General features: G+C 71.1%; 21 protein-coding genes. 6 read left to right on the top strand and 15 right to left on the bottom strand.

Annotated features, from left to right (window positions below; translation table 11 throughout):
- Positions 1 to 209 precede the first annotated feature (209 nt).
- The 4 genes from BV907_RS18450 to BV907_RS14125 form a co-directional block, all read right to left on the bottom strand.
- A complete protein-coding gene (locus tag BV907_RS18450; protein ID WP_175637467.1) occupies positions 210 to 818 on the bottom strand; it encodes a DUF6318 family protein in 609 nt (202 codons plus the stop codon).
- Between the two features lie 282 nt (positions 819 to 1100).
- Positions 1101 to 2465 (bottom strand): UDP-glucose dehydrogenase family protein, encoded by a 1365-nt coding sequence (locus BV907_RS14135; protein WP_077490380.1) that lies wholly within the window; start codon positions 2463 to 2465, stop codon positions 1101 to 1103.
- Positions 2466 to 2486: 21 nt separating this feature from the next.
- Positions 2487 to 3647, bottom strand: coding sequence for a glycosyltransferase family 4 protein (locus BV907_RS14130; protein ID WP_077490471.1), 1161 nt, complete (start codon positions 3645 to 3647; stop codon positions 2487 to 2489).
- 202 nt (positions 3648 to 3849) lie between these two features.
- Entirely contained in the window at positions 3850 to 4347 is a 498-nt protein-coding gene (locus BV907_RS14125) for a DUF4383 domain-containing protein (protein ID WP_077490379.1), read from the bottom strand.
- Positions 4348 to 4546: 199 nt separating this feature from the next.
- Between BV907_RS14125 and BV907_RS14120 the strand changes: the two genes are divergently transcribed.
- Both BV907_RS14120 and BV907_RS14115 read left to right on the top strand, forming a co-directional pair.
- Entirely contained in the window at positions 4547 to 5707 is a 1161-nt protein-coding gene (locus tag BV907_RS14120) for an NADH:flavin oxidoreductase (RefSeq protein ID WP_077490378.1), read from the top strand.
- A gap of 107 nt (positions 5708 to 5814) precedes the next feature.
- Entirely contained in the window at positions 5815 to 7128 is a 1314-nt protein-coding gene (locus tag BV907_RS14115) for a cell division protein PerM (protein WP_077490377.1), read from the top strand.
- Positions 7129 to 7175: 47 nt separating this feature from the next.
- Here BV907_RS14115 and BV907_RS14110 read toward each other — a convergent pair whose 3' ends face one another.
- Positions 7176 to 7550: a hypothetical protein gene (locus tag BV907_RS14110; RefSeq protein ID WP_077490376.1), complete on the bottom strand. Its 375-nt coding sequence runs from the start codon at positions 7548 to 7550 to the stop codon at positions 7176 to 7178.
- An 80-nt stretch (positions 7551 to 7630) separates the two neighbouring features.
- Between BV907_RS14110 and purN the strand changes: the two genes are divergently transcribed.
- Positions 7631 to 8212: a phosphoribosylglycinamide formyltransferase gene (purN, locus tag BV907_RS14105; RefSeq protein WP_077490375.1), complete on the top strand. Its 582-nt coding sequence runs from the start codon at positions 7631 to 7633 to the stop codon at positions 8210 to 8212.
- Positions 8213 to 8379: 167 nt separating this feature from the next.
- Here purN and BV907_RS14100 read toward each other — a convergent pair whose 3' ends face one another.
- From BV907_RS14100 to BV907_RS14090, 3 genes are all read right to left on the bottom strand, one after another.
- A complete protein-coding gene (locus BV907_RS14100) occupies positions 8380 to 8853 on the bottom strand; it encodes an SRPBCC family protein (RefSeq protein WP_077490374.1) in 474 nt (157 codons plus the stop codon).
- A 135-nt stretch (positions 8854 to 8988) separates the two neighbouring features.
- Entirely contained in the window at positions 8989 to 10341 is a 1353-nt protein-coding gene (locus tag BV907_RS14095; RefSeq protein ID WP_077490373.1) for an MFS transporter, read from the bottom strand.
- 42 nt (positions 10342 to 10383) lie between these two features.
- On the bottom strand, positions 10384 to 10827 hold the full coding sequence (locus BV907_RS14090; protein WP_077490372.1) for a DoxX family protein: 444 nt from the start codon (positions 10825 to 10827) through the stop codon (positions 10384 to 10386).
- A 108-nt stretch (positions 10828 to 10935) separates the two neighbouring features.
- Between BV907_RS14090 and purH the strand changes: the two genes are divergently transcribed.
- A complete protein-coding gene (purH, locus tag BV907_RS14085; protein ID WP_077490371.1) occupies positions 10936 to 12657 on the top strand; it encodes a bifunctional phosphoribosylaminoimidazolecarboxamide formyltransferase/IMP cyclohydrolase in 1722 nt (573 codons plus the stop codon).
- A 105-nt stretch (positions 12658 to 12762) separates the two neighbouring features.
- Here the strand turns inward: purH and BV907_RS14080 are convergent, their stop codons facing one another.
- On the bottom strand, positions 12763 to 13011 hold the full coding sequence (locus BV907_RS14080; protein ID WP_077490370.1) for a hypothetical protein: 249 nt from the start codon (positions 13009 to 13011) through the stop codon (positions 12763 to 12765).
- 257 nt (positions 13012 to 13268) lie between these two features.
- Between BV907_RS14080 and BV907_RS14075 the strand changes: the two genes are divergently transcribed.
- Both BV907_RS14075 and BV907_RS14070 read left to right on the top strand, forming a co-directional pair.
- Complete coding sequence (locus BV907_RS14075) at positions 13269 to 15491, top strand: NADP-dependent isocitrate dehydrogenase (RefSeq protein WP_077490369.1); 2223 nt, start codon at positions 13269 to 13271, stop codon at positions 15489 to 15491.
- A gap of 183 nt (positions 15492 to 15674) precedes the next feature.
- On the top strand, positions 15675 to 16139 hold the full coding sequence (locus BV907_RS14070; RefSeq protein ID WP_077490368.1) for a DoxX family protein: 465 nt from the start codon (positions 15675 to 15677) through the stop codon (positions 16137 to 16139).
- A gap of 370 nt (positions 16140 to 16509) precedes the next feature.
- Here BV907_RS14070 and BV907_RS18915 read toward each other — a convergent pair whose 3' ends face one another.
- The 6 genes from BV907_RS18915 to mmsA all read right to left on the bottom strand — a co-directional run bounded on the left by BV907_RS18915 (position 16510) and on the right by mmsA (position 24966).
- Positions 16510 to 18609 (bottom strand): hypothetical protein, encoded by a 2100-nt coding sequence (locus BV907_RS18915; protein ID WP_175637466.1) that lies wholly within the window; start codon positions 18607 to 18609, stop codon positions 16510 to 16512.
- Positions 18610 to 18686: 77 nt separating this feature from the next.
- Complete coding sequence (locus tag BV907_RS18910) at positions 18687 to 19583, bottom strand: hypothetical protein (RefSeq protein WP_077490366.1); 897 nt, start codon at positions 19581 to 19583, stop codon at positions 18687 to 18689.
- A gap of 129 nt (positions 19584 to 19712) precedes the next feature.
- On the bottom strand, positions 19713 to 20798 hold the full coding sequence (locus BV907_RS14055; protein ID WP_077490365.1) for a Gfo/Idh/MocA family protein: 1086 nt from the start codon (positions 20796 to 20798) through the stop codon (positions 19713 to 19715).
- A gap of 111 nt (positions 20799 to 20909) precedes the next feature.
- A complete protein-coding gene (locus tag BV907_RS14050; RefSeq protein WP_077490364.1) occupies positions 20910 to 22007 on the bottom strand; it encodes a substrate-binding domain-containing protein in 1098 nt (365 codons plus the stop codon).
- 81 nt (positions 22008 to 22088) lie between these two features.
- Positions 22089 to 23387 carry a multiple monosaccharide ABC transporter permease gene (mmsB, locus tag BV907_RS14045; RefSeq protein WP_077490363.1) on the bottom strand — a complete coding sequence of 433 codons (1299 nt, stop codon included), beginning with the start codon at positions 23385 to 23387 and terminating at the stop codon, positions 22089 to 22091.
- 31 nt (positions 23388 to 23418) lie between these two features.
- Positions 23419 to 24966 carry a multiple monosaccharide ABC transporter ATP-binding protein gene (gene mmsA / locus BV907_RS14040; RefSeq protein ID WP_077490362.1) on the bottom strand — a complete coding sequence of 516 codons (1548 nt, stop codon included), beginning with the start codon at positions 24964 to 24966 and terminating at the stop codon, positions 23419 to 23421.
- Positions 24967 to 25108: the final 142 nt, after the last annotated feature.

Here is a 25108-nt window from a genome sequence, read left to right as displayed (position 1 = left end):
TTCCGCGGAACAGAGAGGCTTGTAAGAGTAGATGAAGACATCCTCCACTCCCTCTACTTTCGGAAACTCAAATAGTAGTGTTCCGTCGAGCGTACCATTGAGAACTACTGTTTCCTGATCAAAGTATGAGTCATTACGAGTCGGCGCGGGATCGCTTTGGTCCAGTGGAGATAGTCCGATAACTAGGACAACGATCCCAGCCAGATAATTCACGCCTGCCCCAGTTGCCGAGCCATCCACGCGCCGTCGATGAACGAGGCATATATCGCCTTGGGACGTCCGTTGCTGACGCCCGAGCGGTCATTAGTGAGTTTACCCGTCGCGTCGTACCACTGCGAGGGAGATTCATCGAGCATGAAGTAACCAACGGCCTGACCAAGGGGGTCCAAAGTCAGATCGGAAACGAATCCCGAGGTTGTCCAAGTTATTCCAACCGTCCAGCCGCCGCTGGCGACGTCGGCAATATAGCCGTTGCAGAGTTTACAGTCGTCAGCAGAGATCGCTTCAAGGGCCGTCTTGTCGCCTGTGGCCAGAGAATATGCGGCGGTGTCGAACCAATATTGTGTAAACGCCTCGAAGCCTTCCTTGGTGTTCTGCTTCGCTGCCTCAGGCAATTCCGGCTTGGGGATGTTCCGGCCCGGACCGGTCGAGTTGGCAGGAGTCGGACGCGTGTCGACCGTGGGAGTCGGGCTCGCCGTCTCGGTCGCGATCGGCGTTCCAGGGGCACTTGGCTGGGCGTTTCCGCCGCATGCCGAGAGGGCGAGCGCCGACGCCAGAGCGAGGATGGACAGGAGCGAGCGACGAGGCGCCATTGACATCCCCCGAGGTCGTTGGTGTGCCGCCAAGTCGGCGACGTGAGCTTTCGGTGAGTCTACAAGGACATGACGGAGTTCGTCGTGGGTTATCCACAGGGTTACGGGAAGGCGCTGGTGGCCCCAATTCGTGATCGACCCCGCAACGCAGGGAGGTGACCCCGCAACGCAGGGAGGTGACCCCGCAACGCAGGGAGGTGACCCCGCAACGTTGGGACATGACCCCGCAACGCAGGGAGGTGACCCCGCAACGCTGGGAGGTGACCCCGCATCGGGGGCGGAGGCAGATCAGGCGAGGCGGGAGTCTGCCCTGCTCGCCCGCGCCGCCTCGCCCGTGCCCAGGCCTCGCACGGTCCATCCGGCCGCCCGCCAGGCGCCGGCGTCGAGCACGTTGCGCGCGTCGATGATCACGGGCCGCTGGACCATCCGCGCGAGCTCGTGCGGGTCGAGCCCACGGAACTCGGGCCACTCGGTCAGCAGCAGCACCAGCTCCGCGCCGCCGACAGCGGCGGGCACGGAGTATTCGAACTGCAGTTGCGGGAACCGCATCCACGCGTGGTTGATCGCCTTCGGGTCCGTCACGATGACGTGCGCCCCAGCGCCCGCGAGCCGCGTCGCGACGTCGAGGGCGGGGGAGTCGCGGATATCGTCGGTGTCCGGCTTGAAGGCCGCACCGAGCACCGCGACGCGGCGCCCCGCCACGTCCCCGCCGCACAGCTCCGCCGCCATCGCGGCCACGCGCCCGCGCTGGCCCACGTTGACGGAGTCCACGAGCCCCATCCACGCGTCCACGGAGTCGACGCCGAGCTCCCGCGCCTGCGCCCGGAACGAGCGGATGTCCTTGGGCAGGCAGCCGCCGCCGAACCCGAGCCCAGCCGCGAGGTACCGCTGCCCGATCCGCGGATCGAGGCCCATCGCGGCGGCAAGCTGCGTGACGTCGGCCCCCGCGGCATCGCACAGCTCGGCCATCGCGTTGATGTAGGAGAGCTTCGTGGCCAGGTACGCGTTCGAGGCCGATTTGATCAGCTCGGCCGTCGCGAAGTTGCACACGATCCGCGGCACTCCGGCGTGCAGGAGGGGAGCGTAGACCTCGTCGAGCGTCCGGACCGTGTCCTGCGCTGCGGACCCGGAGTCGCCGTCGTCCGTCCCCTCGACGCCGTACACGAGCCGATCGGGAACGAGCGAGTCCTTCACCGCGGTGCCCTGCCGCAGGAACTCGGGGTTCCACGCGAGCGCCACCTCGTCCCCGCCGAGCCACTCGCGCACGCGCGCCACCGTGCCCACCGGCACCGTGGACTTGCCGACGACGACCGAGCCCGCCTTCGCGCGCGCCGCCACCGCGCGCGTCGCGGACTCGAGGTAGCTCAGGTCCGCCATGTCGCTCGTCTTGGCCTGCGGCGTCCCGACGCAGAGGAAGTGCACGTCCGCCTCGGCCACGAGGCCCATGTCCGTGCCGAAGACGAGCCGGCCCGATTCGCGGCCCTCGGCGAGCAGCTCCTCGAGCCCGGGCTCGAAGAACGGCGCGAATCCGCGCGAGAGGTGCCCGACCTTGTCCGCGTCTGTGTCGATGCCCACGACATCGTGGCCCATCGAGGCGAGCGTGGCGGCGTGCACGGCGCCGAGGTAGCCGCAGCCGATGACCGAGATCTTCATGGGGGTTCCTTTCGCGTTCATTTAGCCGGCGACCGCCGCGGGCCTCCTGGCGATGACGTCCTCGTAGTGGGTGATGAGCTGCTGGCTGATGGACCGCCACGACCGCCCCTGCACGCTGCGATGTGCGGCCTCGGCGAAGGCTGCCCGCTTGGCGTCGTCGCCGAGCAGGTCCACGGCGTAGGAGCGCATCTGCTTCAGGTCCCCGGGCGAGTAGAGCCACCCGGTCTTGGAGTTCTCGACGAGGTCGAGGGGACCGCCGCGGCCGGTCGCGACGACGGGCACGCCGGAGGCCATGGCCTCCTGGATGGTCTGGCAGAACGTCTCGAACTCTCCGGGGTGCACGAACAGGTCGAAGCTCGCCACGATCCGGGCCAGCTCCTCGCCGCCCTGGAACCCGGTGAAGTGGGCGTGCGGCAGCTGCGCCTCGAGCTGCGGGCGCAGGGGGCCGTCGCCGACGACGACGAGCCGCGTCCCGGGCAGGTCGGCGAGGGCGCGCAGGTCCTCGACCTGCTTCTCGGCGGCGAGCCGACCGACGTAGCCGATGATCTTCACCGGCCTGCCGTCCTCGCGGAGCCCGCCGACGGTAGCCCGCCACGCGGCGTCGCGCTTCGCGGGGTGGAAGCGCACGGTGTCCACGCCGCGCCGCCAGAGCTCGACGTCGAGGATCCCGCGGCCGCGCAGCTGGTTGAGGGCGAAGGTCGACGGCGCGAGGGTGCGGTCCGCGAGGAGGTGGATGGCCTCGACCCGCTGCCACGCCCAGTTCTCGAGGAACGGCACACCGTATCGCGCGGCGTACCCGGGGACCTCGGTCTGGTAGACGGCGACGGTCGGGAGGCCGAGCTGGTGGGCGGCGCGCACGCCGCGCCAGCCGAGCTCGAACGGCGAGGCGAGGTGCACGACGTCGGGCGCGAACGCCCGGAGCATGCGCTTGACCTTGGGGACCATGCCGAACGCGACCCGCACGTTCGGGTAGCCGGCCACGGGCAGCGCGGGCAGGCGCACGACGCGGGCGCCGGAGACGTTCTCGGGGAGCGGGAAGACCGCGCTCGCGCCCTCGCCGGAGGGGGCCAGGACGAGCACGTCGTCGCCGCGCTCCTGCAGGTGGTCCAGAACCCGCAGGATCGAGTGGGTGACCCCGTTCATCTGCGGCAGGAAAGACTCTGCGACAATCGCAACCCTCACGCTGTCCACGGTCCCGCCGCCGCCTGACCGGCTGGCAGAGGGGGCGTGACATGTCGGGGAAGCCTAGATGAACGGGAGGGCGCATCCACGAGGGGCGGGGAAGGCGGGGCGGGGGAGAGGGGGCGGGGAGACGGGGTGGGGCAGACATGGGGCGGCGCGGGCCCCGCCGAGTCGGCCCGCGCCGTCGTCCTGTGCGGCCTGGTCAGCCGCGTCGCATTTCTTCCGTGCCTCCTGTTCCTCCTGCCTCGTCAGCCGCGAGATGCCGGGTGAACAGCCAGCTGCAGGCCATCATGGCGAGGCCGAGCACGGCGTGCGCCCAGTTGTCGGGGATGTTGAAGGAGAGGATGTTCGCCGGGCTGGCGGTGCCGACGGCGAATCCGTAGATGCCGAAGACGACGTACAGGACGCCGAACCACAGCAGGAAGCTGCGGGCTCCGGTCCAGGTGCGCGCCATCGTCAGACCCACAGCGCCGATGACCAGCTGCACGATGTTCAGCAGCATAGAGACCTGGAACAGGCCCAGGAACATGGCGTGCGAGTCGGGCCCGAGGAACAGCAGTTCCCCGTAGTTCGTCGTGATCCCGGGGATGAACCCGAGGATGCCGACGAGCAACACGATGGCCCCGGCACCCATGGCGACGTTCTGGACATCCCTGCGTCCGAAGTGAATGCCATGTGCATGCGGAGCGGCAGTGGTCATGTCTCCTCCGACCCTTGGACTGCCCGCCCGGCAGGCGCCGCGCGGGCGCTGGTGTCGCATGCGCGCCGGCCCGGGGCTCGAACCGTGGGGCCGGTGGAGGCCGCAGCATCAACGCGTTAATTCTACGTCCGGTAGTGGGCTGCGTCACAGTGGCCCTGCCGCGGGAATGCGCCGCGGGTGTGGGCTGGTTGCCGTGACCATGACGATCGAGAACGCCCCCGCGCAGGCCGCTCCCGCCGCCCTCTCCGCGCTCTTCACCCCGTTCGACCTCGGCCCTGTCCGGCTCGCGAGCCGGTTCGTGATGGCCCCCATGACGCGCGAGTTCTCGCCCGACGGGGTGGTGACGGACGACGTCGTCTCCTACTACGCGCGGCGCGGCGCCGCCGGCGTCGGCCTCCTCATCACGGAGGGGGTCTACGTCTCCGAGGACTCCGGCCCGAGCACCCGCGTGCCCCGCCTCTTCGGCGACGAGCCGCTCGCGGCGTGGAAGCGCCTCGTCGACGCCGTGCACGCCGCGGGCGGGAAGATCGCCCCGCAGCTGTGGCACCTCGGCGCCGCCCGCGGGGACCACACGGAGCTCAACCCGGACCTGCCCACCCTGAGCCCCTCGGGCCTGGCCCCGAACGGGGTGGCGCGCGGCCGGGCCGCGACCGTCGAGGAGCTCGCGCGCATTCGTGACGACTTCGCCCGCGGCGCGGCCGCCGCCAAGGAGGCCGGGTTCGACGCCGTCGAGCTCCACGGCGCGCACGGCTACCTCATCGACCAGTTCCTCTGGGAGGGCACCAACCGCCGCGAGGACGCCTACGGCGGCTCGCTCGAGGCGCGGCTGCGCTTCCCGGTGGAGGTGGTCGAGGCGGTGCGCGCCGCCGTCGGCCCCGACTTCCCGGTGATCTTCCGCTTCTCGCAGTGGAAGTCCGGCGACTACGGCGCCCGCATCGCCGAGACCCCCGAGGAGCTCGGCACGATCCTGGGCGCGCTGGCCCGCGCCGGCGTGAGCGCCTTCCACCCCTCCACGCGCCGCCACTGGGACCCGGCGTTCCCCGGGTCCGGGGCGGCCGGAGGAACCGCGGACGCGCACCTCGGCCTGGCCGGCTGGACCAAGAAGCTCACGGGCCTGCCCGTCATCACGGTCGGCTCCGTCGGCCTCGACAACGCCTTCGAGGTCTCCTGGCAGGAGGGCGGCCGCTCCGGGGTGCGTGGGCTCGAGAGGCTGCTCGAGCAGTTCGGGCGCGGCGAGTTCGACCTCGTCGCCGCCGGCCGGGTGCTGCTGAGCGACCCGGCCTGGGTCGCGAAGCTCCGCGACGGCCGCACCGACGAGATCCGCCCGTTCAGCGCCGAGGACCGGCTCCGGCTGAGCTGAGCCTCGCACCGAGGCCGGGCGCACGACGGCGAGTGGTCGCCGTCGTGCGCCCGCGGCCCGGTGCGCCTGAGTCCCGCGATAGGCCGTCCGTGGCACAGTGGAGGGCGATGAAACTCCGCGCCGACCAGTCAGGCCTCCGCGGCCTGCCCATGCCGCTGTGGCTGCAGGGCGCGGTCGAGTCCGTCCAGGCCGTCCTGATCTCCGCCCTGCTGGCCCTCGTCCCGGTCGTCGCGGTGTGGGCCACGGGTGGGCTCGGGCCCTGGGACCCGGAGGCGGTCGCGCGGCTCGGCGGCCAGGCGTGGCTCCTCGTCCACGGGGTTCCGCTGGACCTGACGACGGCGGATGGCGCAGCCGGTGGCGGCGCAGATGGCGGCAGCGCCCCGACCGGGGCGCTCTCCTTCATTCCCCTCGGGCTCACGCTCATCCCGTTCCTGCTCTCGTGGCGGGCCGGCCGCCGCCTCGCCCGTGCCTCCTACGCGGACAACCTGTGGCAGTCGCTTCTGGGCGCGTGCGGGGTCTACGCCGCCTTCGGCTTCGCCACCGCCTTCGTCTGCCGGACCGCCGAGGTGGGCGTCGGCATCACCGCTGGCTCGCTCATCCCGCTCGTCCCCGTGGGACTCGGCCTCGTGGTCGGGGCGCGCCGCGAGGCGGGGGCCTGGACCCGGCTCATCGGGGTCGACGCCGTCGACTGGATCGCGCGCACGGGCCAGTACTCGCGCTGGACGGGGAGCTACCTGTGGGCCGTGCTCCGCGCGGGCTTCGTCGCGCTCATGTGCGCCCTCGCGCTCTCCGGCGCGCTCCTCGTCGCCGACCTCGCCGTGCACTGGGCCCAGATCGTCACGGTCTACGAGGCGCTCGAGGCCGGCGCCGTCGGCGGGGCCGCGCTCACCGTCGCCCAGCTCGGCTACGCGCCCAACCTGCTCGTGTGGACGCTTGGCTGGGCCTCCGGCGCGGGCGTGACGCTCGGCGTGGGCTCGACGGCGGGGTCCCTCGTCACGGCCGTGGGCCCGCTCCCGCCGATTCCCGTGCTCGCCTCGGTCCCGACGGGCGAGCTGCTCCTGGGCCCCGCGGCGCTCGCGCTGCCCGTCCTCGCGGGCACGATGGGCGGCTGGTGGTTCGTGCGCGAGGGGGAGGACCACTTCGACGAGTGGCTCTCGATCAAGGTCCGGGCCCGTTGGTTCACGGCGCCCGTCTCGGCGATCTTCCTCGGCGCCCTCGTCGGCGCCGCCGCGGGTGCGCTCGCCGCCGGGCTCGCGTGGGTCACGGGCGGCTCCGCGGCGCTGGGCCGGTTCACCGAGCTCGGCGTGGACCCCCTCTGGATGCTCGTGTGGGTCGGCGCGGAGGCCGCCGTCGGGGCCTGCATCGGCTACGCGCTCGGGCCGTGGATCGAGCACCGCCGGACAGAGCGCGGAGCGCACTGAGCTGCGCACGGAGCGCAGGGAGGGCGCTGGGCGCAGGGAGCGCGGCGCTACCCGCCCAGAATCGCGTCCTGGAGCTCGGCCTGGCACTGCCCCTTCGCCGTGTCGGTGATCGCGTGCCGTGCGCACTCCTCGTACGCCGCCACCTGCGGCGCGAAGACGATCGCAGCCGCGGCGTACAGCACGAGGATGAACCCCACTGCCATCCCCGAGACGGCGCCCACGGACAGCAGGCGCGGCTGCCGGAAGCGGGCCACCCGCACGAGGACGACGACGCCGAGCACGAGCCCCCCGAGCGCGAGGAGCCCGGCGGCCCACGCCCACGCGACGCCGCGGGAGGCCACGAGCCACGCGAGCACGAGACCCACCGCGGCGACGCGGAAGAGGAGCTTGGTGCGGTCCAGGGCGGGGTCCTCGTCGGTCATGCGCCCCAGCCTACGCGGGCCCGCAGCCCCGCGCCCGGGAGCACGCTGAGGCGGCATCCGGGCCCCGGTAAGGTGGGTCCATGCGCATCGTGGTCCTCGTCTCCGGCACCGGTTCCAACCTCCAGGCGGTCATCGACGCCGTCACGTCGGGGGAGCTGGCCGGGGTGGAGATCGCCGCCGTCGGCGCGGACCGCGAGGGGACCTACGGGGTCGAGCGCGCGGCCGAGGCCGGCCTCGAGACCTTCGTCGTGAACTTCAACTCGTTCCCCACCCGGTCCGAGTGGGACGCGGCGCTCGCCGAGCGCGTCGCGGAGTACGCGCCGGACGTCGTCGTCTCCTCGGGGTTCATGCGGATCGTGAGCTCCGACTTCATCGACCGCTTCGGCGGCAGGTACCTCAACACGCACCCGGCCCTCCTGCCGGCGTTCCCGGGTGCGCACGGCGTCCGCGACGCCCTCGCCTACGGGGTCAAGGTCACGGGCTGCACCGTGCACTGGGCCGACGCCGGCGTCGACACGGGCCCCATCATCGCCCAGGAGGCCGTCGCCATCGCGGACGGCGAGGACGAGGAGTCCCTGCACGAGCGGATCAAGGTCGTCGAGCGGCGCCTGCTCATCGACGTCCTGCGCCGCCTCGCCGCGGGACAGGTCGCCGCCCCCTGACCGTCTCGGGTACGTATCTCGACGCCCGTCGGCGTCTCGGGTACGTATCTCGCCGCGGTTTCGGCGTTTCGGGTGCACGGCCTTGCGGGTGCCCCGCGCACGACGACGGCGCGCACCCGGGCGGGCACGCGCCGTCGTGCGCCTTCCGCGGCACCGGCGGTGAGCCTTTAGAAGGTCGAGCCGGTCGGCGGCGGGGTGTCGATCTCCCCGCGCCAAGCGCCCGTCGCCCCGTGGGACTCGACGAACTCCTTGAACTTCCTCAGGTCAGACTTCACCTGAGCACTGTCCGCGCCGAACGCGGCTCCGATCTTCTCCGCGGCCGTGTCCGGGTCCCACTGGAAGTCGACGGACACGCGGGACTCCATATCGCTGAGCCGGTCGAAGGTCACGACACCGGCGAGCTCGACGCCCTCGAGGCTCTTCCATGCGATGCGCTCGTCGGGGTGCTGCTCGGTGATGACGGTGTCGAACTCGCGCTTCTGGCCCGCGACCTTCGTGGTCCAGTGCAGATGCGTGTCGTCCTGCTGGACGACTGACTCGACACCGCCCATGAACTCGGGGAAGGTCTCGAACTGGGTCCACTGGTTGTACGCCGTGGAGACCGGGACGGCGACATCGATGGTTTCATGCACAGTAGCCATGCGTTGCTCCTGAGGGTTGGCGCTTGCTTCGGCAGACGGGTTGCGGCGTCCGCTGATGGGCGTCGCCCTGCCGACGGCCTCGTTCTGGACCGTCATTGTGGCACTACCCCGGGGCGGGCGGGCCAAACAGCGCTGCTAATCGAGCGAGCGCTGTCTCGTCTCGGGCGCCGAGGCGCCCATCCAGACGACGGCGAGCACCACGAGTGCCGCGGCGACGGCGAAGGACGCCGCCAGGCCGAGGTTCGGCCACAGCCACGTCGCGAACACGAGGGGACCGAAGCCGGCGCCGATCCGCGAGAATGTCGAGGCCCAGCCGAACCCCGAGCCGCGCAGCTCGGTGGGGTACAGCTCCGAGACGTACGCGTACAGGACGGGGATGGCGACCTGGACGAGGAAGCCGTACACGAGCAGCGAGGCCAGTGCCGCCGACGGCACGTCCACGACCCAGGCGACGACGACGAGGCTCAGGGCCGACAACGGGCCGGAGACGGCCAGGACGGCCTTGCGCCCGAGGCGTTCGACGAGCAGGGCGGCCACGACGACGCCGAGCAGGCCGACGGCGGCCATGCCCGCCGTCGTGAGGAACGCGAGGTACTCGGCGAAGCCGGCGCCGATGAGGATCCGCGGCATCCACGTCAGGGCGAGGTAGTAGACCATGAGGATGCTGAAGAACAGCGCCCATGCGACGCCCGTGATCTTCCAGTCGAATCGCCACACGCGCGCGAGCTGGGAGCCCCAGCTGCCGGCGGAGAGCGGCGCGGCGTCGTGCGCGGCGGGCAGGCGGTAGGGGACGGCCTCGGCACCCGTCCGGCGCACGAGCTCGTCGATGACCGCACGGGCCTGCCCGGACCGGCCACGGTGGATGAGGAACAGGGGGGACTCGGGAACGCCCCGGCGCACCCAGAAGACGAGCAGGGCAGGGAGCACCATGACCAGCAGAGGCAGCCGCCAGTCGGCGAACGCCCCGACGAGCCAGGCCGAGACGAAGCCGCACAGGGCCGCGCCGACGGGCCACCAGCCGTCCATCGCCGTGAGCACGCGCCCACGCTGCCGCCGCGGCGTGAACTCGCCGACGAGCGCGTAGTCCACGGGCACGCAGCCGCCGAGGCCGAAGCCGGCGAGGAAGCGGAACACGCAGAACCAGACGATGTCCGGGCTCACGGCCCCCGCGACGGTGAACACCGAGAACACGAGCAGGGTTGAGGTGAAGGCCACCTTGCGGCCGATCCGGTCTGCGATCGTGCCCCACGTGAACGCCCCGACGGCCATGCCGATGAGGTTCGACGTGCCGATCCACGCGGCCTGCGCGGGCTCGAGCCCCCAGTGCGCCGACAGGAGCGGGATGAGGACGCCGTTGAGCGTCACGTCCCACGCGTCGAACATGAAGCCGAGGCCGCCGATGAGGAAGATCCGGCCCTGGACGCCCCAGCGCCAGGGGAGGTTCTGCACAATGGCGTCGCCGGCCGGCAGCGCGGTCGAGGTGCTCATGGGAAAGACTCTAGACCCGCCGCCCGGCGGGGCGGGTTCGGGCTAGGACTTCTTGGGCTTGCCCGGGCCGCTGTGCTTGCGGTGCCTGCGGTCGAGGAGGAGCGCCAGGCCGATCGCCCCGAGCCAGACGTCCTTGGCCATCACCGTGCCGGAGCTCGTGGGCCGGATGCCGTCGGCCTTCGTGGCCCCCGGGGTCTTCGCGTACACGGCGAGCAGGCCCCCCGCAAAGGCCGAGAGCCCCAGGGCCGCGAGCTTCGTCGGGACGAAGGGGGCCAGGAGCGCGGCTCCGAGGCCGATCTCGGTCGCCGCGACGGCCTTGCCGAACGTCTCCGGCGGCAGCTGCTTGGCCTGCGGGATCGCGTTGGCCGTCATGTCCTGCAGGGCCGCGGCGCCCTCCGCATCGAGCTGGAGCTTGGACACCCCCGAGTTGAGGATGTAGGCCCCGGTCGCGAGGCGCAGGACGGCGTGGCTGAGCGTGAATCCCATGGCTATCTCCTCGGCGGTGCTCTGGCCTTCGCGGCCCGTTCCGCCCCCAGCCTAGGCGATAGACTGGCCCGGACCCACCCCCTTTTCTCTACTCACCTGGAGTGTTCTGTGAGCCCTGAGACCGCCGGCACTGCTGAGCGATCCGTCCAGCTGGACCGCGTCCCGATCCGCCGAGCCCTCATCTCGGTCTACGACAAGACCGGCCTCGAGGAACTCGCCCTCGGCCTCCACGAGGCGGGCGTGAGGATCGTGTCGACGGGCTCGACGGCGAAGAAGATCGCCGCCGCCGGCGTCCCCGTGCAGGAGGTCGAGGAGGTCACCGGCTCGCCCGAGATGCTCGACGGCCGGGTCAAGACCCTGCACCCGCGCGTGCACGGCGGCATCCTCGCCGACCGCCGCGTGCCGGCGCACATGGACACGCTCGCGGCGATGGAGATCGAGCCGTTCGACCTCGTCGTCGTGAACCTCTACCCGTTCGTCGAGACGGTCCGCTCCGGCGCGGGCCTCGACGACGTCGTCGAGCAGATCGACATCGGGGGCCCCGCGATGGTGCGCTCGGCGGCGAAGAACCACGCCGCCGTCGCGATCGTCGTCGACCCGGGCGCCTACGGCGACGTCGTCTCCGCGGCCCTTGCCGGCGGCTTCGACCTCGCCGCTCGCCGCCGGCTCGCGGCCAAGGCCTTCGCGCACACCGCCGCGTACGACACCGCGGTGGCGACGTGGACGGCGAGCCAGTTCGAGGACGAGGACCACGACGACGCGGCCGCGGGCAGTTTCAGCTGGCCCGCCTACTCGGGCCTCGCGCTCGAGCGCTCCGAGGTGCTGCGCTACGGCGAGAACCCGCACCAGCAGGCCGCCCTCTACGTCGACAAGGCCGCCCCGGCCGGCATCGCCCAGGCGGACCAGCTCCACGGCAAGGCCATGAGCTACAACAACTACGTCGACGCCGATGCCGCCCTGCGCGCCGCGTTCGACTTCGACGAGCCCGCCGTCGCGATCATCAAGCACGCCAACCCGTGCGGCATCGCCGTCGCCTCCCCGGGCGCCGCGGACCCGATCGCCGACGCCCACGCCAAGGCGCACGCATGCGACCCGGTCTCGGCGTTCGGCGGCGTCATCGCGGCCAACCGGACCGTGACCAAGGGCATGGCCGAGACCGTGGCCGGGATCTTCACCGAGGTCGTCATCGCGCCCGACTTCGAGCCCGAGGCCGTCGAGATCCTCTCGAAGAAGAAGAACATCCGCCTCCTCGCCCTCCCCGAGGGCTACGGCCGCTACCCGACCGAGATCCGCCAGATCTCCGGCGGCGTGCTCGTCCAGGTCTCGGACACGCTCGACGCCGACGGCGACGCCCCCGCGAACTGGACCCTCGCCGCGGGCGAGGCCGCCGACGAGGCGACCCTCGCGGACCTCGCGTTCGCGTGGAGGGCCTCCCGCGCGGCCAAGTCCAACGCCATCCTCGTCGCGAAGGACGGCGCCTCGGTGGGCATCGGCATGGGCCAGGTCAACCGCGTCGACTCGTGCCGCCTCGCGGTCGAGCGCGCCAACACGCTCGGCATCGAGGTCACGTCCGACGTCGAGTCTGCGGGCGGCGCGTCCGGCACCGATGCTGGTTCTGCCGTGGGCGGCGCGCCCGAGCGTTCCCGGGGCGCCGTCGCCGCCTCCGACGCCTTCTTCCCGTTCGCCGACGGCCTGCAGATCCTCATCGACGCCGGCGTCCGCGCCGTCGTCCAGCCGGGCGGCTCCGTCAGGGACGAGGAGGTCATCGCCGCGGCCAGGGCGGCCGGGGTGACGATGTACTTCACCGGGGCGCGGCACTTCTTCCACTGACCCTCGCGGGCCCGCCGCCTCCGGGCGGCGGGCCCGCGCACGCACGACGGCGTCCCCTGCCGGGGACGCGCCGTCGTGCGTGTGGGCGCTAGCCCCGCCGGCGGCTCAGGAGCCCTGGCCGGAGAGCCCGGCGAGCCACGTGCGCACCGACTCGACCGCCGACTCCGGCTCCGAGGCGATGGAAACGGTCACCGGCTCGCGCGAGCCCTCGGCGGCCATGATCCGGACACGCAGCCCCTCCTCGGAGCCGGGCTCGCGCCACACCCGCAGGACGAGCGTGCCGAGCTCGTCGGCGCCCGAAACCTCGTCCTCCGGAACCTCGCCGTCGCCGGCTGCCGCGGAATGCTGTGCCATACGTCTCCCCCTGGGGTCGTGGCGCGCGCCGTGCCGACGCGCGGGCTGCCCTGTGCGCAGTCCGAGAGGCAGTCTATGGCCCGGGATGGCGCGGATCCGCGCAGGCCGGGCCGGAGCAGGGCGTCACGAATCATCGGGGCCGCGCCACTGGCGGTAAGTTAAGGACGTTGACATAGCAGCACCCATGCTTACTGCGGCGATACGCTGACGCGCACCGACGCCGCGGTCGGCTCCAGCCGCAGGAGGGGCGCCCACCCATGGCCCAGATCATCTACACGCACACCGACGAAGCGCCGATGCTCGCCACCTACTCGTTCCTGCCGATCGTCAAGGCGTACGCCTCGGCCGCCGGCGTGAGCGTCACGACCCGCGACATCTCCCTGGCCGGCCGCATCGTCGCGGCGTTCGGGGACTACCTGACGGAGGAGCAGCGCACCTCCGACGCGCTCTCCGAGCTGGGCGCCCTGGCGAAGACTCCCGAGGCGAACATCATCAAGCTGCCGAACATCAGCGCCTCCATCCCGCAGCTCAAGGCCGCCATCGCCGAGCTGCAGTCCCAGGGCTACGCGCTCCCGGACTACCCGGACAGCCCCTCCTCGGACGAGGAGACGGACATCCGCTCGCGCTACGACAAGATCAAGGGCTCGGCCGTGAACCCCGTCCTGCGCGAGGGCAACTCGGACCGCCGCGCGCCCCTGTCGGTCAAGAACTACGCGCGCAAGAACCCGCACTCGATGGGCGCGTGGAGCGGCGACTCCACGACGAACGTCGCGACCATGGGCCAGAACGACTTCCGCTCGAACGAGAAGTCCGTGGTCCTCCCGGCCGACGACACGCTCTCGATCCAGCTCGTTCTGGAGGACGGCACGGTCAAGGAGCTCAAGAAGGGCCTCAAGGTCCTCAAGGGCGAGGTCGTCGACGGCACGGTGATGCGCGCCGCCGCCCTCGACGAGTTCCTCTCCGCCCAGGTGGCGCGCGCCAAGGAGGAGGGCGTCCTCTTCTCGGCCCACCTCAAGGCCACCATGATGAAGGTCTCGGACCCGATCATCTTCGGCCACGTCGTCAAGGCCTACTTCGCCGAGCTCTTCGACACCTACGGCAAGCAGCTCGCCGCCGCGGGCCTGAGCCCGAACAACGGCCTCGCCTCGATCCTCAACGGCCTCGACGAGCTGCCGGAGGACGTCCGGGAGGGCGTCAAGGGCCTCATCGAGAAGGGCCTCACGGAGGGCCCGGCCCTCGCGATGGTCGACTCGAACAAGGGCATCACGAACCTGCACGTCCCCTCGGATGTCATCGTCGACGCCTCGATGCCGGCCATGATCCGCACCTCGGGCCACATGTGGGGCGCCGACGGCAAGGAGCACGACACGCTCGCCGTCCTGCCGGACAGCTCTTACGCCGGCGTGTACCAGGTCGTCATCGACGACTGCCGCGAGCACGGGGCCTTCGACCCGACCACGATGGGCACCGTCCCGAACGTGGGCCTCATGGCGCAGGCCGCCGAGGAGTACGGCAGCCACGACAAGACCTTCGAGATCCAGGCCGCCGGGACCGTCCAGGTCCTCAACGCCGCCGGCGAGGTGCTCCTCGAGCACGAGGTCGCCCCGGGCGACATCTGGCGCGCGTGCCAGACCAAGGACGTCCCGGTCCGCGACTGGGTCAAGCTCGCCGTCACCCGCGCCCGCGCCTCCCAGACCCCGGCCGTCTTCTGGCTCGACGAGGACCGCGCGCACGACGCCAACCTCATCGCGAAGGTCCGCGAGTACCTCCAGGAGCACGACACCGAGGGCCTGCAGATCGAGATCCTCTCCCCGGAAAAGGCCACCGCGTTCACCCTCGAGCGCCTGCGCAAGGGCGAGGACACGATCTCCGTGACCGGCAATGTCCTGCGCGACTACCTCACGGACCTCTTCCCGATCCTCGAGCTCGGCACGAGCGCCAAGATGCTCTCGGTGGTCCCGCTCATCAACGGCGGCGGCCTCTTCGAGACCGGCGCCGGGGGCTCCGCGCCGAAGCACGTCCAGCAGCTCGTCGCCGAGAACTACCTGCGCTGGGACAGCCTCGGCGAGTTCTTCGCCCTCGTGCCCTCGCTCGAGCTCTACGCCGAGCAGGCAGGCGTGCCCGCCGCGAAGGTGCTCGCCGACGCGCTCGACCGCGCGACGGCGACGTTCCTGCTCGAGAACAAGTCCCCGGGCCGCAAGCTCGGCACGATCGACAACCGCGGCAGCCACTTCTACCTCGCCCTCTACTGGGCCCAGGAGCTGGCCGGCCAGAGCGAGGACGCGGCCCTCGCCGCGGCGTTCCGCCCGGTCGCCGAGGCCCTGACGTCGCAGGAGAAGACGATCGTCGACGAGCTCCTCGCCGTCCAGGGCTCCCCGGCCGACATCGGCGGGTACTACCGCCCCGACGCCGCGAAGGCCTCGGCGGTCATGCGCCCGTCCGCGACGCTCAACGGCATCGTGGACGGCCTCGCCGGCTAGCACTTCCTGGCGGACGACGGCGCCCCGCGCCTGGGGTGAGAATTCTCACCTTGGGTGCGGGGCGTCGTCGTGCGTGAGGACGGCGTTATGCCGCCACTCCCGTTTGACACCGCTCGCGGACCCTTGCAAGGATTAGGTTGAAGCTTCAATAAATGTCGCCCGCCTGGCGGCCACCGAATCCCGATGACCACCGACAGCAAGGAGCTCCCCGTGACCACGACCCTCGCCTCCGACCTCGCCCGCACGATCCTGCGCGTCGCGCTCGGCGTCGTCTTTCTCGCCCACGGCTGGCAGAAGTTCTTCCAGTTCACGATCCCGGGCGCCCAGGCCGCGTTCGGCACGATGGGCATCCCTGCCGCGGAGATCGCCGCCCCGGTCGCCGCGAGCCTCGAGCTCGTGGGCGGCGCTGCGCTCATCCTCGGCCTCGTGACCCGCATCGCTGCCGCGGCCCTCGCGGTCCAGATGTTGGTGGCTCTCGTGCTCGTGCACCTCCCTGCGGGCCTGTTCTCCGACAAGGGCGGCGTTGAGTTCGTCCTCGTCCTGGCCGCCGGTGCGGCCGCGCTGGCCCTCGTCGGCCCCGGTCGCCTCTCCGTGGACGGGAAGCTGTTCGGCCGCCGCGAGGACCGCTGGTCGCCCCTCGCCGCCTGAGCCCCCGGGCCCCAGAGGGCACGGCGACACCGCCAGGCCGCGGCGGATCCAGGCCGAGAGCGCGAACGACGGATCGCCCACCGGAGGGCTTCCGCCGGGACGCCTGACGGCGGCCCGGACGTCCCGGCGCACGCTACCGGGGCGGCCGGACCACGTCTCCTGGTCGACGCCGTCGTGTGCTCGGACGAGGTCGCTGCTGGGGCGACCCGCGCCCTACATGATCCACATCGTCGACGAGGTCAGGATCTTCCCCTCCCTTCTCTCCTGAGGCTGGCTTCCTCTGGCTCGTGGATTCTGGCCGTACGTGCCGTCGGCCGGGGCGGTAGGGGAGAGGCCGGGCCCCCAGCGCTCGGCCCCTTCCCGTGCCGCGTCAGGCCGCCGTGCGGCGGCGCAGGAGGCCGAGGCCGAGACCCAGGCCGAGGCCGAGCGCGAGCGTGGCCGCTGCGAGCAGCATGGCCATGCTGACGTTCAACCCGTCACGCTCGGCGTCCACGAAGGCCGCCGGGCAGATGTCCAGGGCAGCCGCCGCACCGCCAGTGGCAGTCCCCCCAGCGGCGGCGGCAGCCCCGGCGTCGACCGTCGCTCCGGCGGCAACGCCGCCGGTCGCGGCCGAGCCTCCGGCCGTGGTCGCGCCCTGAGCCGAGCCCGCGGCGCGCCCCTGCGTACCGGCCGAGCCGGTGTTCGCCAGGCCTGCGCCAGATTGCTCGACAACGACCCGGACGACGACGGTCCGGCTGCCGCCCGTTCCGGCCTGAGAGCCCGTGCCCTGGCCGGAGCCAGCGCCTGTGCCCTGGCCGGAGCCGCCGCCAAGCCGCCCGTCGGTACGGGAACCACCATCGGACTTACCGCCGTCGCCCTTGGAGTCCCCGCCGCCAATCACGCCGAAGAGCCCGTCGAGGTCGAGGATGTCCAGCAGGCCGTCGGTGCCGCCGAGGTCGAGGAGGCCGCCGCCGAGGACGCCGGTGCCCAAGAGCCCGTCGCCGGTTCCGAGGGTGACCTCGGTGGGTGCGGCGATCGCGGCGGCCGGGACGGTGGTCACGGACGTGCCGCCGAGGCCCAGGAGCCCGTTGCCGTCACCCAGGGTGACCTGGGTCGGGGCGGCGATGGCGGCGGCCGGGACGGTGGTCACGGTCGTGCCGCCGAGGCCGAGGAGCCCGTTGCCGTCACCGAGGTTGATCTCGGTGGGTGCGGCGATCGCGGCGGCCGGGACGGTGGTCACGGACGTGCCGCCGAGGCCGAGGGGCCCGTCGCCGGTTCCGAGGTTGACCTCGGTGGGTGCGGCGAGGGCGGCGGCCGGGACGGTGGTCACGCTCGTGCCGCCGAGGCCGAGGGGCCCGTCGCCGGTTCCGAGGTTGACCTCGGTGGGTGCGGCGAGGGCGGCGGCCGGGACGGTGGTCACGGACGCACCATCGAGGACCCCGGTGCCGAGGAGCCCGTTGCCGTCACCCAAGGTGACCTGGGTCGGTGCGGCGATGGCGGCGGCCGGGACGGTGGTCACGCTCGTGCCGCCGAGGCCCAGGAGCCCGTCGCCGGTTCCGAGGTTGATCTCGGTGGGTGCGGCGAGGGCGGCGGCCGGGACGGTGGTCACGCTCGTGCTGCCGAGGCCCAGGAGCCCGTCGCCGGTTCCGAGGTTGCCCTCGGTCGGTGCGGCGAGGGCGGCGGCCGGGACGGTGGTCACGGTCGTGCCGCCGAGGCCGAGGGGCCCGTCGCCGGTTCCGAGGTCGGCCTCGGTCGGTGCGGCGAGGGCGGCGGCCGGGACGGTGGTCACGGTCGTGCCGCCGAGGCCGAGGGGCCCGTCGCCGGTTCCGAGGTCGACCTCGGTGGGTGCGGCGAGGGCGGCGGCCGGGACGGTGGTCACGCTCGTGCTGCCGAGGCCCAGGAGCCCGTCGCCGGTTCCGAGGTTGACCTCGGTCGGTGCGGCGAGGGCGGCGGCCGGGACGGTGGTCACGCTCGTGCTGCCGAGGCCCAGGAGCCCGTCGCCGGTTCCGAGGTTGACCTCGGTCGGTGCGGCGAGGGCGGCGGCCGGGACGGTGGTCACGGACGTGTCGCCGAGCAGTCCGTTGCCGGTCCCGAGGGTGATCTCGGTGGGTGCGGCGATGGCGGCGGCCGGGACGGTGGTCACGGACGCGTCGCTGAGCAGCCCGTTGCCGGTTCCGAGGGTGATCTCGGTCGGTGCGGCGATGGCGGCGGCCGGGACGGTGGTCACGGTCGTGCCGCCGAGCAGCCCGTTGCCGGTTCCGAGGTTGACCTCGGTCGGTGCGGCGACGGCGGCGGCCGGGACGGTGGTCACGGTCGTGCGGTCGAGCAGCCCGTCGCCGGTTCCGGTGGTGAGGGTCGTGGGTGCAGTGACCCACGCGGTGGGATTGGTGGTCGCGGTGAGGTCCTCCGCATGTGCGGCGGCCTGGCCGAGGCCTAAGAGGCCTCCCGCGACCAAGGTGCCGAGCAACGCTCGGCGCGCAAGGGTATTCACAGTTCTCTCCTGACAGAGTCGGTGGACGCGCAAGGCGTCGGGACGTCTGTCTGCCCGTAGGCAGACTCGTCCCCCGCTCAGTCGGGAGTTGACCCCGGATCGAAGGCCGGAGAACCGGGCAGTTCAGGGGCCGCGGGGAAGAGACGCGGCCCCACGCGCCACACGAGCGCGAGCAGGAAGGCACCGCCGGTGAGGGCCGGCAGCGGGCCGCCGAGCAGACCGCCGGAGCCCACGGTACCGGGCGAGGCGGGCATGGCGTACGGCGGAAGATCGAGGTGCCAGGTCACGGGCCCGCCGGCGAGGGCCCCCAGGACGGCCGCCGCCGCGCGGGCATCGAAGGGGAGGGGCAGCCCCGAGGCGGCCAGCCTGGCAAGGAACGTGGGCTCCCATACGGCGGGCACTGGGGCCGCTGGCGTTGCCGCGACTGGCTCAGGAGCCGGGACCGCCTCGGCAGGGGCAGCAGGGAAGGCGGGTACGACCTCAGGGACGGGCGGCGCGGGAGGGGCCGGAACCGGGAGCTCAGTGAGCGGGTTTCCGACGACGGCATCGGCGAGCCCGAGCGTCCCGGCGGCTGTGCCGCCGACGTCCTCCAGGAGGCCCGCCGCCGCGTCGGTCGTCTCCTCGAACACTGGGACGAGCGGTTCGAGCGGCTCCGGAAGCACCGGCTCAAGAGCCGCCGGCGCGGTCTCGACGACGGAGGCGAGGCCCGACGTCGTCGTGCTGGCGGCCTGGCCGAGGGAACCGGTGGGTCGGTCATCCGGCCCGCCCGAGAGGAGCCTGGCGGGGGCAGAAGCGGTCTCCGTGACGGCGGAGACGACCGACGACGTCGCGCCCCCGGCGATGTCCGTGATGTCACCCAGGGCGGCGGCGGGGGAACCCGAGAGGGCAAGCCACGCCAGACTGAGGCCGGCGGCTGCGACAGCATGCCGAACGAGGGCGACCGCGCGCGATCGCCATGAGCTTTCGCTTCGCATCAGCCGTCCTCCCCCCGGAAGTCCCCTGAGGCTGAATTGCTTGCAATGCTAGAAGGGCCCCCGGAGGCCGTCCAGACTTCGATCAGCGATTGTCACAGATTCATCTCGGGCGCCCCGGAGGGGACGGCGTCAGCGCCGGTGGCCGATCCGCGCGTCGTTCGGATACTGCACACCGAGCTGCGCGCGGACGCCGTCGAAGAGGCGCATCGTGTCGAGCGTGTGCTTCCACGGCATGGTCGGGCTCTCGACCAGCCCCTGCTGGATGCAGCGCGTGACCTCGCGCAACTCGTACACGTAGCCGCGCCCCACGATCTCGATCTTCTCGACCCTGGCCGGGTCCCAGCCGCGCCTGACCACGAGCTCCGCGGGGTTGTTCACGCTCGCGACGGTCGTGAGCACGCCCTCCGTCCCGGCGACGGTGGCCGTGCGTGGTCCGTGCGCGAGGAACGAGGACGTGAGCGAGGCGAGCTGCCCGCCCGCGTAGGAGAGGGCGAGGATGTTCTGGGTGTCGACGCCGTCGTCGTTGAGGGTCCCGACCGCGGTGAGGGAGTCGGGGAAGCCGAGGGTGCCGATGGCCCACAGGAGGGGGTACACGGTGAGGTCCAGGAGCGCGCCGCCGCCCGCCGCGACGTCCCAGATCCGGCTCGTCGGGTCCTTCGGTGCGGGGAAGCCGAGGTCCGCGGAGACCCACTGGACCTCGCCGATCTCGCCCGACTCGACGATCTCGAACGCCCGGACCATGCCCGGCACGAAGCGGCTCCACACGGCCTCCATGAGGAACAGCCCCCGCTCCGAGGCGAGGTCGACGAGCCCCTGTGCCTCGTGCGCGTTGACCGTGAACGCCTTCTCGACGAGCACGTGCTTGCCGGCCTCGAGCGCCGCCCGTGACACCTCGTAGTGCTGCCCGTGCGGTGCCGCGACGTACACGACGTCGACCTCCGGGTCCGCGGCCAGGCGCACGTAGCCGGGCACGCCGTCCTCGTCCCCGTAGGCGCGCTCGAAGCCGAACTCGCGGGCGAACTGCACGGCCCGGTCGGGGCTGCGCGAGCTCACCGCGCGGAGGTCGGCATCGGGCAGGAGGGACAGGTCCCGCGTGACGGTCCGGGCAACCCCGCCGGTCGCGACGACGCCCCAGCGCAGCGGGCGCCCGGTCGCGGCGAGCGGGTCGGTGTTGTCCTGCTGGGACAGCCAGGGGCGCTGGATGTGACGGGTCATGCGCCCATCCTTCCATGCGGGGGCCCGGCGCACGACGGCGGCCGCCCCCCTTGGGTGGGGACGGCCGCCGTCGCGCGCAACCCGCTGGAGCGGGCGCTGGTGGCGCTGGTCCTACTGCGTGAGCTGGCTCAGCGTCGGATCGTTCGCGTAGGCCTCCTTGGCGTTGGCCTTCGTGACGATGACCGGCGGCAGCAGGTAGGCCGGGACGACCTTGACGCCGTTGTCGTATGACTTCTCGTCGTTGACGGACGCCTTCTGGCCGGACTGGAGCTGCTTGACCATGTCGATGGCCTGCTTCACGAGGTTGCGGGTGTCCTTGTTGATGGTCGAGTACTGCTCGCCCGCCATGATCGACTTGACCGACTCGACCTCCGAGTCCTGGCCGGTGACGACCGGGATCGGCTTGCCCGCGCTCTTGACCGAGGTGATGATCGCGCGGGCGAGCGTGTCGTTCGGCGAGAGCACGCCGTCGAGGGGCGCGGAGGTGTAGTTCGCGGCGAGGAGCGTGTCCATGCGCTTCTGGGCGTTCTCGGCCTTCCAGCCCTGGGTTACGGCTTGCTCGAACGTGGCCTGGCCCGAGACGACCTTGAGGGTGCCGTCGTCGATCTTCGGCTTGAGCACGCTCATCGCGCCGTCGAAGAAGACCTTCGCGTTGGCGTCGTCGGGGGATCCGGCGAACAGCTCGATGTTGTACGGGCCGCTGGGCTTCTTGGCCTGCATGCCCTCGAGGAGGGCTTGGCCCTGCAGCTCGCCGACCTTGAAGTTGTCGTACGCGACGTAGTAGTCCACCGCGTCCGTGTTCTTCACGAGCCGGTCATAGGCGATGACGGTCGCGCCCGCGGACTTGGCCTGGGCGAGCTGGGTGCCGAGCTGCGAGCCGTCGATCGCGCCGACGACGATGACCTTGGCGCCCTTGGTGACCATCGCAGAGATCTGGTTCTGCTGCTCGGACACGCCGCCGTTGGCGAACTGGACGTCCGCCTTGAAGCCCGCCTCCTTGAGCCCGTCGTTGAACAGCTGCTCCGCGAGGACCCAGTTCTCCGAGGTCTTCTGGGGGAGCGCAACGCCGATGAGCGCGTCCTTGGGGAAGCCAGCGGCGGCAGTCCCACCCGTGCCCCCACCCGTGTCGGCGCGACCGCAGGCCGTCAGCGCCAGTGCTGCGATGCCAACGACCGCTGCGGCCTTGGCTGCCTTTGAAAACATGCGCATGTTCTCCGCTTTCTCTGTTCCCTGTACTTGTTGGAGTTTCTTGACGTTCTCTGGATTCCCGGTGGGGTTCTGCTCGAGGCCTCAGGCCTCCTTGGCCACGACCTCGCTGGTCTTGGTCGTCTCGTCCGGCTGGAAAGGCGTTCCCTTGCCACCGTTGATCGTCGGTCCGCCCGTGCCGCGGGCTCCGCGGATGAGGAGGCCGAGGATGGAGGGCCGGCCCTGGATCTTGTTGTAGACGTCGAACGCGACGGCGGCGAGGAGGACGAGGCCCTTGATGATCGCCGTCATGTCGGCCCCTACGCCCAGCAGCTGCAGACCGTTGTTGAGCACGGCCATGACGAGGCCTCCGACGATGGAGCCTATGACGGTGCCGACGCCGCCGGTGACCGCCGCGCCGCCGATGAACACGGCCGCGATCGCGTCGAGCTCCCACCCCGTGCCGTCGAACGGCCCGGAGGCCGTGGAGCGGGCCACGAAGACCATGCCGGCGAGGGCGGAGAGGATGGCCATGTTCATCATGACGAGGAAGTTGACCTTCTTGGACTGCACGCCCGAGAGCTCGGCCGCGTGCCTGTTGCCGCCGACGGCGTAGATGTGCCGGCCGGTGACGGTCTTGGACGAGATGAACCCGTACAGGAGAACGAGGAGGCCGAGGATGATGCCCGCGATCGGGAACGACGTGCCGGGACGGCCGGTCGCGAACAGGTACGTCGCGTAGAGGATCGCGCCGCCGATGAGCACGAGCTTGGTCACCGCGACCCACAGCTCGGGGACGTCTGCGCCGAGGGCCTTGGACTCGCGGCGGTTCCTGAGCTCGAGGTAGACGACGGCGGCGACGCCGATAAGCCCGATGAGGAGCGTGAGGTTGTTGTAGCCCGTCACGGGACCGGTCTCCGGGAGGAAGCCCGCGCCGATGAACTGGAAGTCCTGGGGGACCGGGATGGTGTTGGACTTGCCGATGTACTGGTTCACGCCGCGGAAGATGAGCATGCCGGCCAGGGTCACGATGAAGGCAGGGATGCCCACGTAGGCGACCCAGAAGCCCTGCCATGCCCCGATCACGGCGCCGATGGCGAGGCCGAAGAGGATCCCGACCCAGGAGGGCAGATTCCAGTCGCGCATGGTGATGGCCACGACGATGCCGACGGCGGCGGCGACCGACCCGACGGAGAGGTCGATGTGCCCGGCGATGATCACGAGGACCATGCCGATGGCCAGGATCAGGATGTACGAGTTGCCGTTGAAGAGATTGATGACGTTGTCCGGCGTCAGGGTGAGCCCGCCGGTCATGATCTGGAAGAGGATGATGAGCGCCACCAGGGCGAAGATCATCCCGAACTGGCGCGTGTTGCCGCCGAACAGCTTCTTGAGGGCGTCCATGGGGTGTCCTTAGGTCTCCTGGTTCTTCGTCTCAGGCCGCCGACTTGCGGGCTTGGGTCATGAGCTTCATGAGGTTCTCCTGCGTGGCCTCCTCCTTCGCCAGGACGCCTGTGATGGCTCCCTCGAAGATCGTGTAGATGCGGTCGGAGAGGCCCAGCAGCTCCGGCAGCTCGGACGAGATGACGATGACGCCCTTGCCCTGGGTCGCGAGGCGCTGGATGATCCCGTAGATCTCGTACTTCGCCCCGACGTCGATGCCGCGGGTGGGCTCGTCGAGGATGAGCAGCTCCGGCTCGGTGAACATCCACTTGGCGAGGACGACCTTCTGCTGGTTCCCGCCCGAGAGCTTCGCGACCCCCTCGTCCACGCTTGGGCTCTTGGTCCGCAGCGACTTTCGGTACTCCTCGGCCACTTGGTACTCGCGGTTGCGGTCGACGACGAGCCCTCGCGTGACCTTCTTGAGCGCCGCCGAGACGGTGGTCGTCTTGATGTCGTCCAGGAGGTTCAGGCCGAGGGTCTTGCGGTCCTCGGTCACGTAGCCCAGGCCGGCGTCGATGGCCTGCCCGACGGTGTGCATGTGCACCTCCTTGCCGTGCATGAAGGTGCGCCCCGAGACGAACTTCCCGTAGGAGCGGCCGAAGAGGCTGCGGGCCAGCTCCGTGCGGCCCGCGCCCATGAGGCCAGCGAAGCCGACGATCTCGCCCTTGCGGACAAAGAAGCTCGAGCCCTTGCACACGAGCCTGTCCGGGACGTTCGGGTGCTGGACGGTCCAGTTCTTGACCTCGAAGAGCACTTCTCCGATGGTCGGCGTGTGGTCGGGGAAGCGGGACTCGAGAGTGCGCCCCACCATGCCCTTGATGATGCGGTCCTCGTCGACGCCGTCGCCCTTGACGTCGAGCGTCTCGATCGACTTGCCGTCGCGGATGATCGTGATCGAGTCCGCGATCTGCTCGATCTCGTTGAGCTTGTGGGAGATGATGATCGACGTGATCCCGCGGCCCTTGAGGCCGAGGATGAGATCGAGCAGGTGCTGGGAGTCGTGCTCGTTGAGCGCGGCCGTCGGCTCGTCGAGGATGAGCAGCTTGACCGACTTGCTCAGCGCCTTGGCGATCTCGACGAGCTGCTGCTTGCCGACGCCGATCTCCTTGATCGGGGTGTCCGGGTCCTCGCGCAGGCCCACGCGGGCGAGGAGCTCGAGGGAGCGCTTGCGCGCCTCCTTCCAGTCGATCACGCCGCGGCGGACGGGCTCGTTGCCGAGGAAGATGTTCTCCATGATCGAGAGCTCGGGGATGAGCGCGAGCTCCTGGTGGATGATCACGATGCCCGCGTGCTCGCTCGCGCGGATGTCCCGGAACTGCTGGATCTCGTTCTGGTAGACGATGTCCCCGAAGTACGTCCCGAAGGGGTAGACGCCGGAGAGCACCTTCATGAGCGTGGACTTGCCGGCGCCGTTCTCGCCGCAGATCGCGTGGATCTCGCCCGCTTTGACCTTGAGGTTCACGTCCGAGAGTGCCTTGACCCCGGGGAACTCCTTCGTGATGGACCTCATTTCGAGGATCACCGCTTCGTTCGGCGCCATGTGCCGCTGCCTCCTGGTCGAACGTCGTTGTCCGGCGGCCTGGTCGGCGGCGCCGTCTGAGTAAAAAGTAAACAAGTCGCCCGCCGTTGGCGTCAAGACTTGAACGCAATCGGGATGGTCGCGCCGGGAAGGCGGACGCCTT

The sequence above is a fragment of the Sinomonas mesophila genome, assembly GCF_001999765.1.
GTDB classification, from domain to species: domain Bacteria; phylum Actinomycetota; class Actinomycetes; order Actinomycetales; family Micrococcaceae; genus Sinomonas; species Sinomonas mesophila.
The sequence above is the reverse complement of the archived record's forward strand: the minus strand, read 5'-3'. Positions and strand labels throughout refer to the sequence as shown.

Coding starts and splice junctions, on each gene's coding strand:
- BV907_RS18450 (WP_175637467.1), bottom strand. CDS start 818: ATGTCAATGGCGCCTCGTCGCTCGCTCCTGTCCATCCTCGCTCTGGCG.
- BV907_RS14135 (WP_077490380.1), bottom strand. CDS start 2,465: ATGAAGATCTCGGTCATCGGCTGCGGCTACCTCGGCGCCGTGCACGCC.
- BV907_RS14125 (WP_077490379.1), bottom strand. CDS start 4,347: ATGACCACTGCCGCTCCGCATGCACATGGCATTCACTTCGGACGCAGG.
- BV907_RS14120 (WP_077490378.1), top strand. CDS start 4,547: ATGACGATCGAGAACGCCCCCGCGCAGGCCGCTCCCGCCGCCCTCTCC.
- BV907_RS14115 (WP_077490377.1), top strand. CDS start 5,815: ATGAAACTCCGCGCCGACCAGTCAGGCCTCCGCGGCCTGCCCATGCCG.
- BV907_RS14110 (WP_077490376.1), bottom strand. CDS start 7,550: ATGACCGACGAGGACCCCGCCCTGGACCGCACCAAGCTCCTCTTCCGC.
- purN (WP_077490375.1), top strand. CDS start 7,631: ATGCGCATCGTGGTCCTCGTCTCCGGCACCGGTTCCAACCTCCAGGCG.
- BV907_RS14100 (WP_077490374.1), bottom strand. CDS start 8,853: ATGGCTACTGTGCATGAAACCATCGATGTCGCCGTCCCGGTCTCCACG.
- BV907_RS14095 (WP_077490373.1), bottom strand. CDS start 10,341: ATGAGCACCTCGACCGCGCTGCCGGCCGGCGACGCCATTGTGCAGAAC.
- BV907_RS14090 (WP_077490372.1), bottom strand. CDS start 10,827: ATGGGATTCACGCTCAGCCACGCCGTCCTGCGCCTCGCGACCGGGGCC.
- BV907_RS14080 (WP_077490370.1), bottom strand. CDS start 13,011: ATGGCACAGCATTCCGCGGCAGCCGGCGACGGCGAGGTTCCGGAGGAC.
- BV907_RS14075 (WP_077490369.1), top strand. CDS start 13,269: ATGGCCCAGATCATCTACACGCACACCGACGAAGCGCCGATGCTCGCC.
- BV907_RS14070 (WP_077490368.1), top strand. CDS start 15,675: ATGACCACCGACAGCAAGGAGCTCCCCGTGACCACGACCCTCGCCTCC.
- BV907_RS18910 (WP_077490366.1), bottom strand. CDS start 19,583: ATGCGAAGCGAAAGCTCATGGCGATCGCGCGCGGTCGCCCTCGTTCGG.
- BV907_RS14055 (WP_077490365.1), bottom strand. CDS start 20,798: ATGACCCGTCACATCCAGCGCCCCTGGCTGTCCCAGCAGGACAACACC.
- BV907_RS14050 (WP_077490364.1), bottom strand. CDS start 22,007: ATGCGCATGTTTTCAAAGGCAGCCAAGGCCGCAGCGGTCGTTGGCATC.
- mmsB (WP_077490363.1), bottom strand. CDS start 23,387: ATGGACGCCCTCAAGAAGCTGTTCGGCGGCAACACGCGCCAGTTCGGG.
- mmsA (WP_077490362.1), bottom strand. CDS start 24,966: ATGGCGCCGAACGAAGCGGTGATCCTCGAAATGAGGTCCATCACGAAG.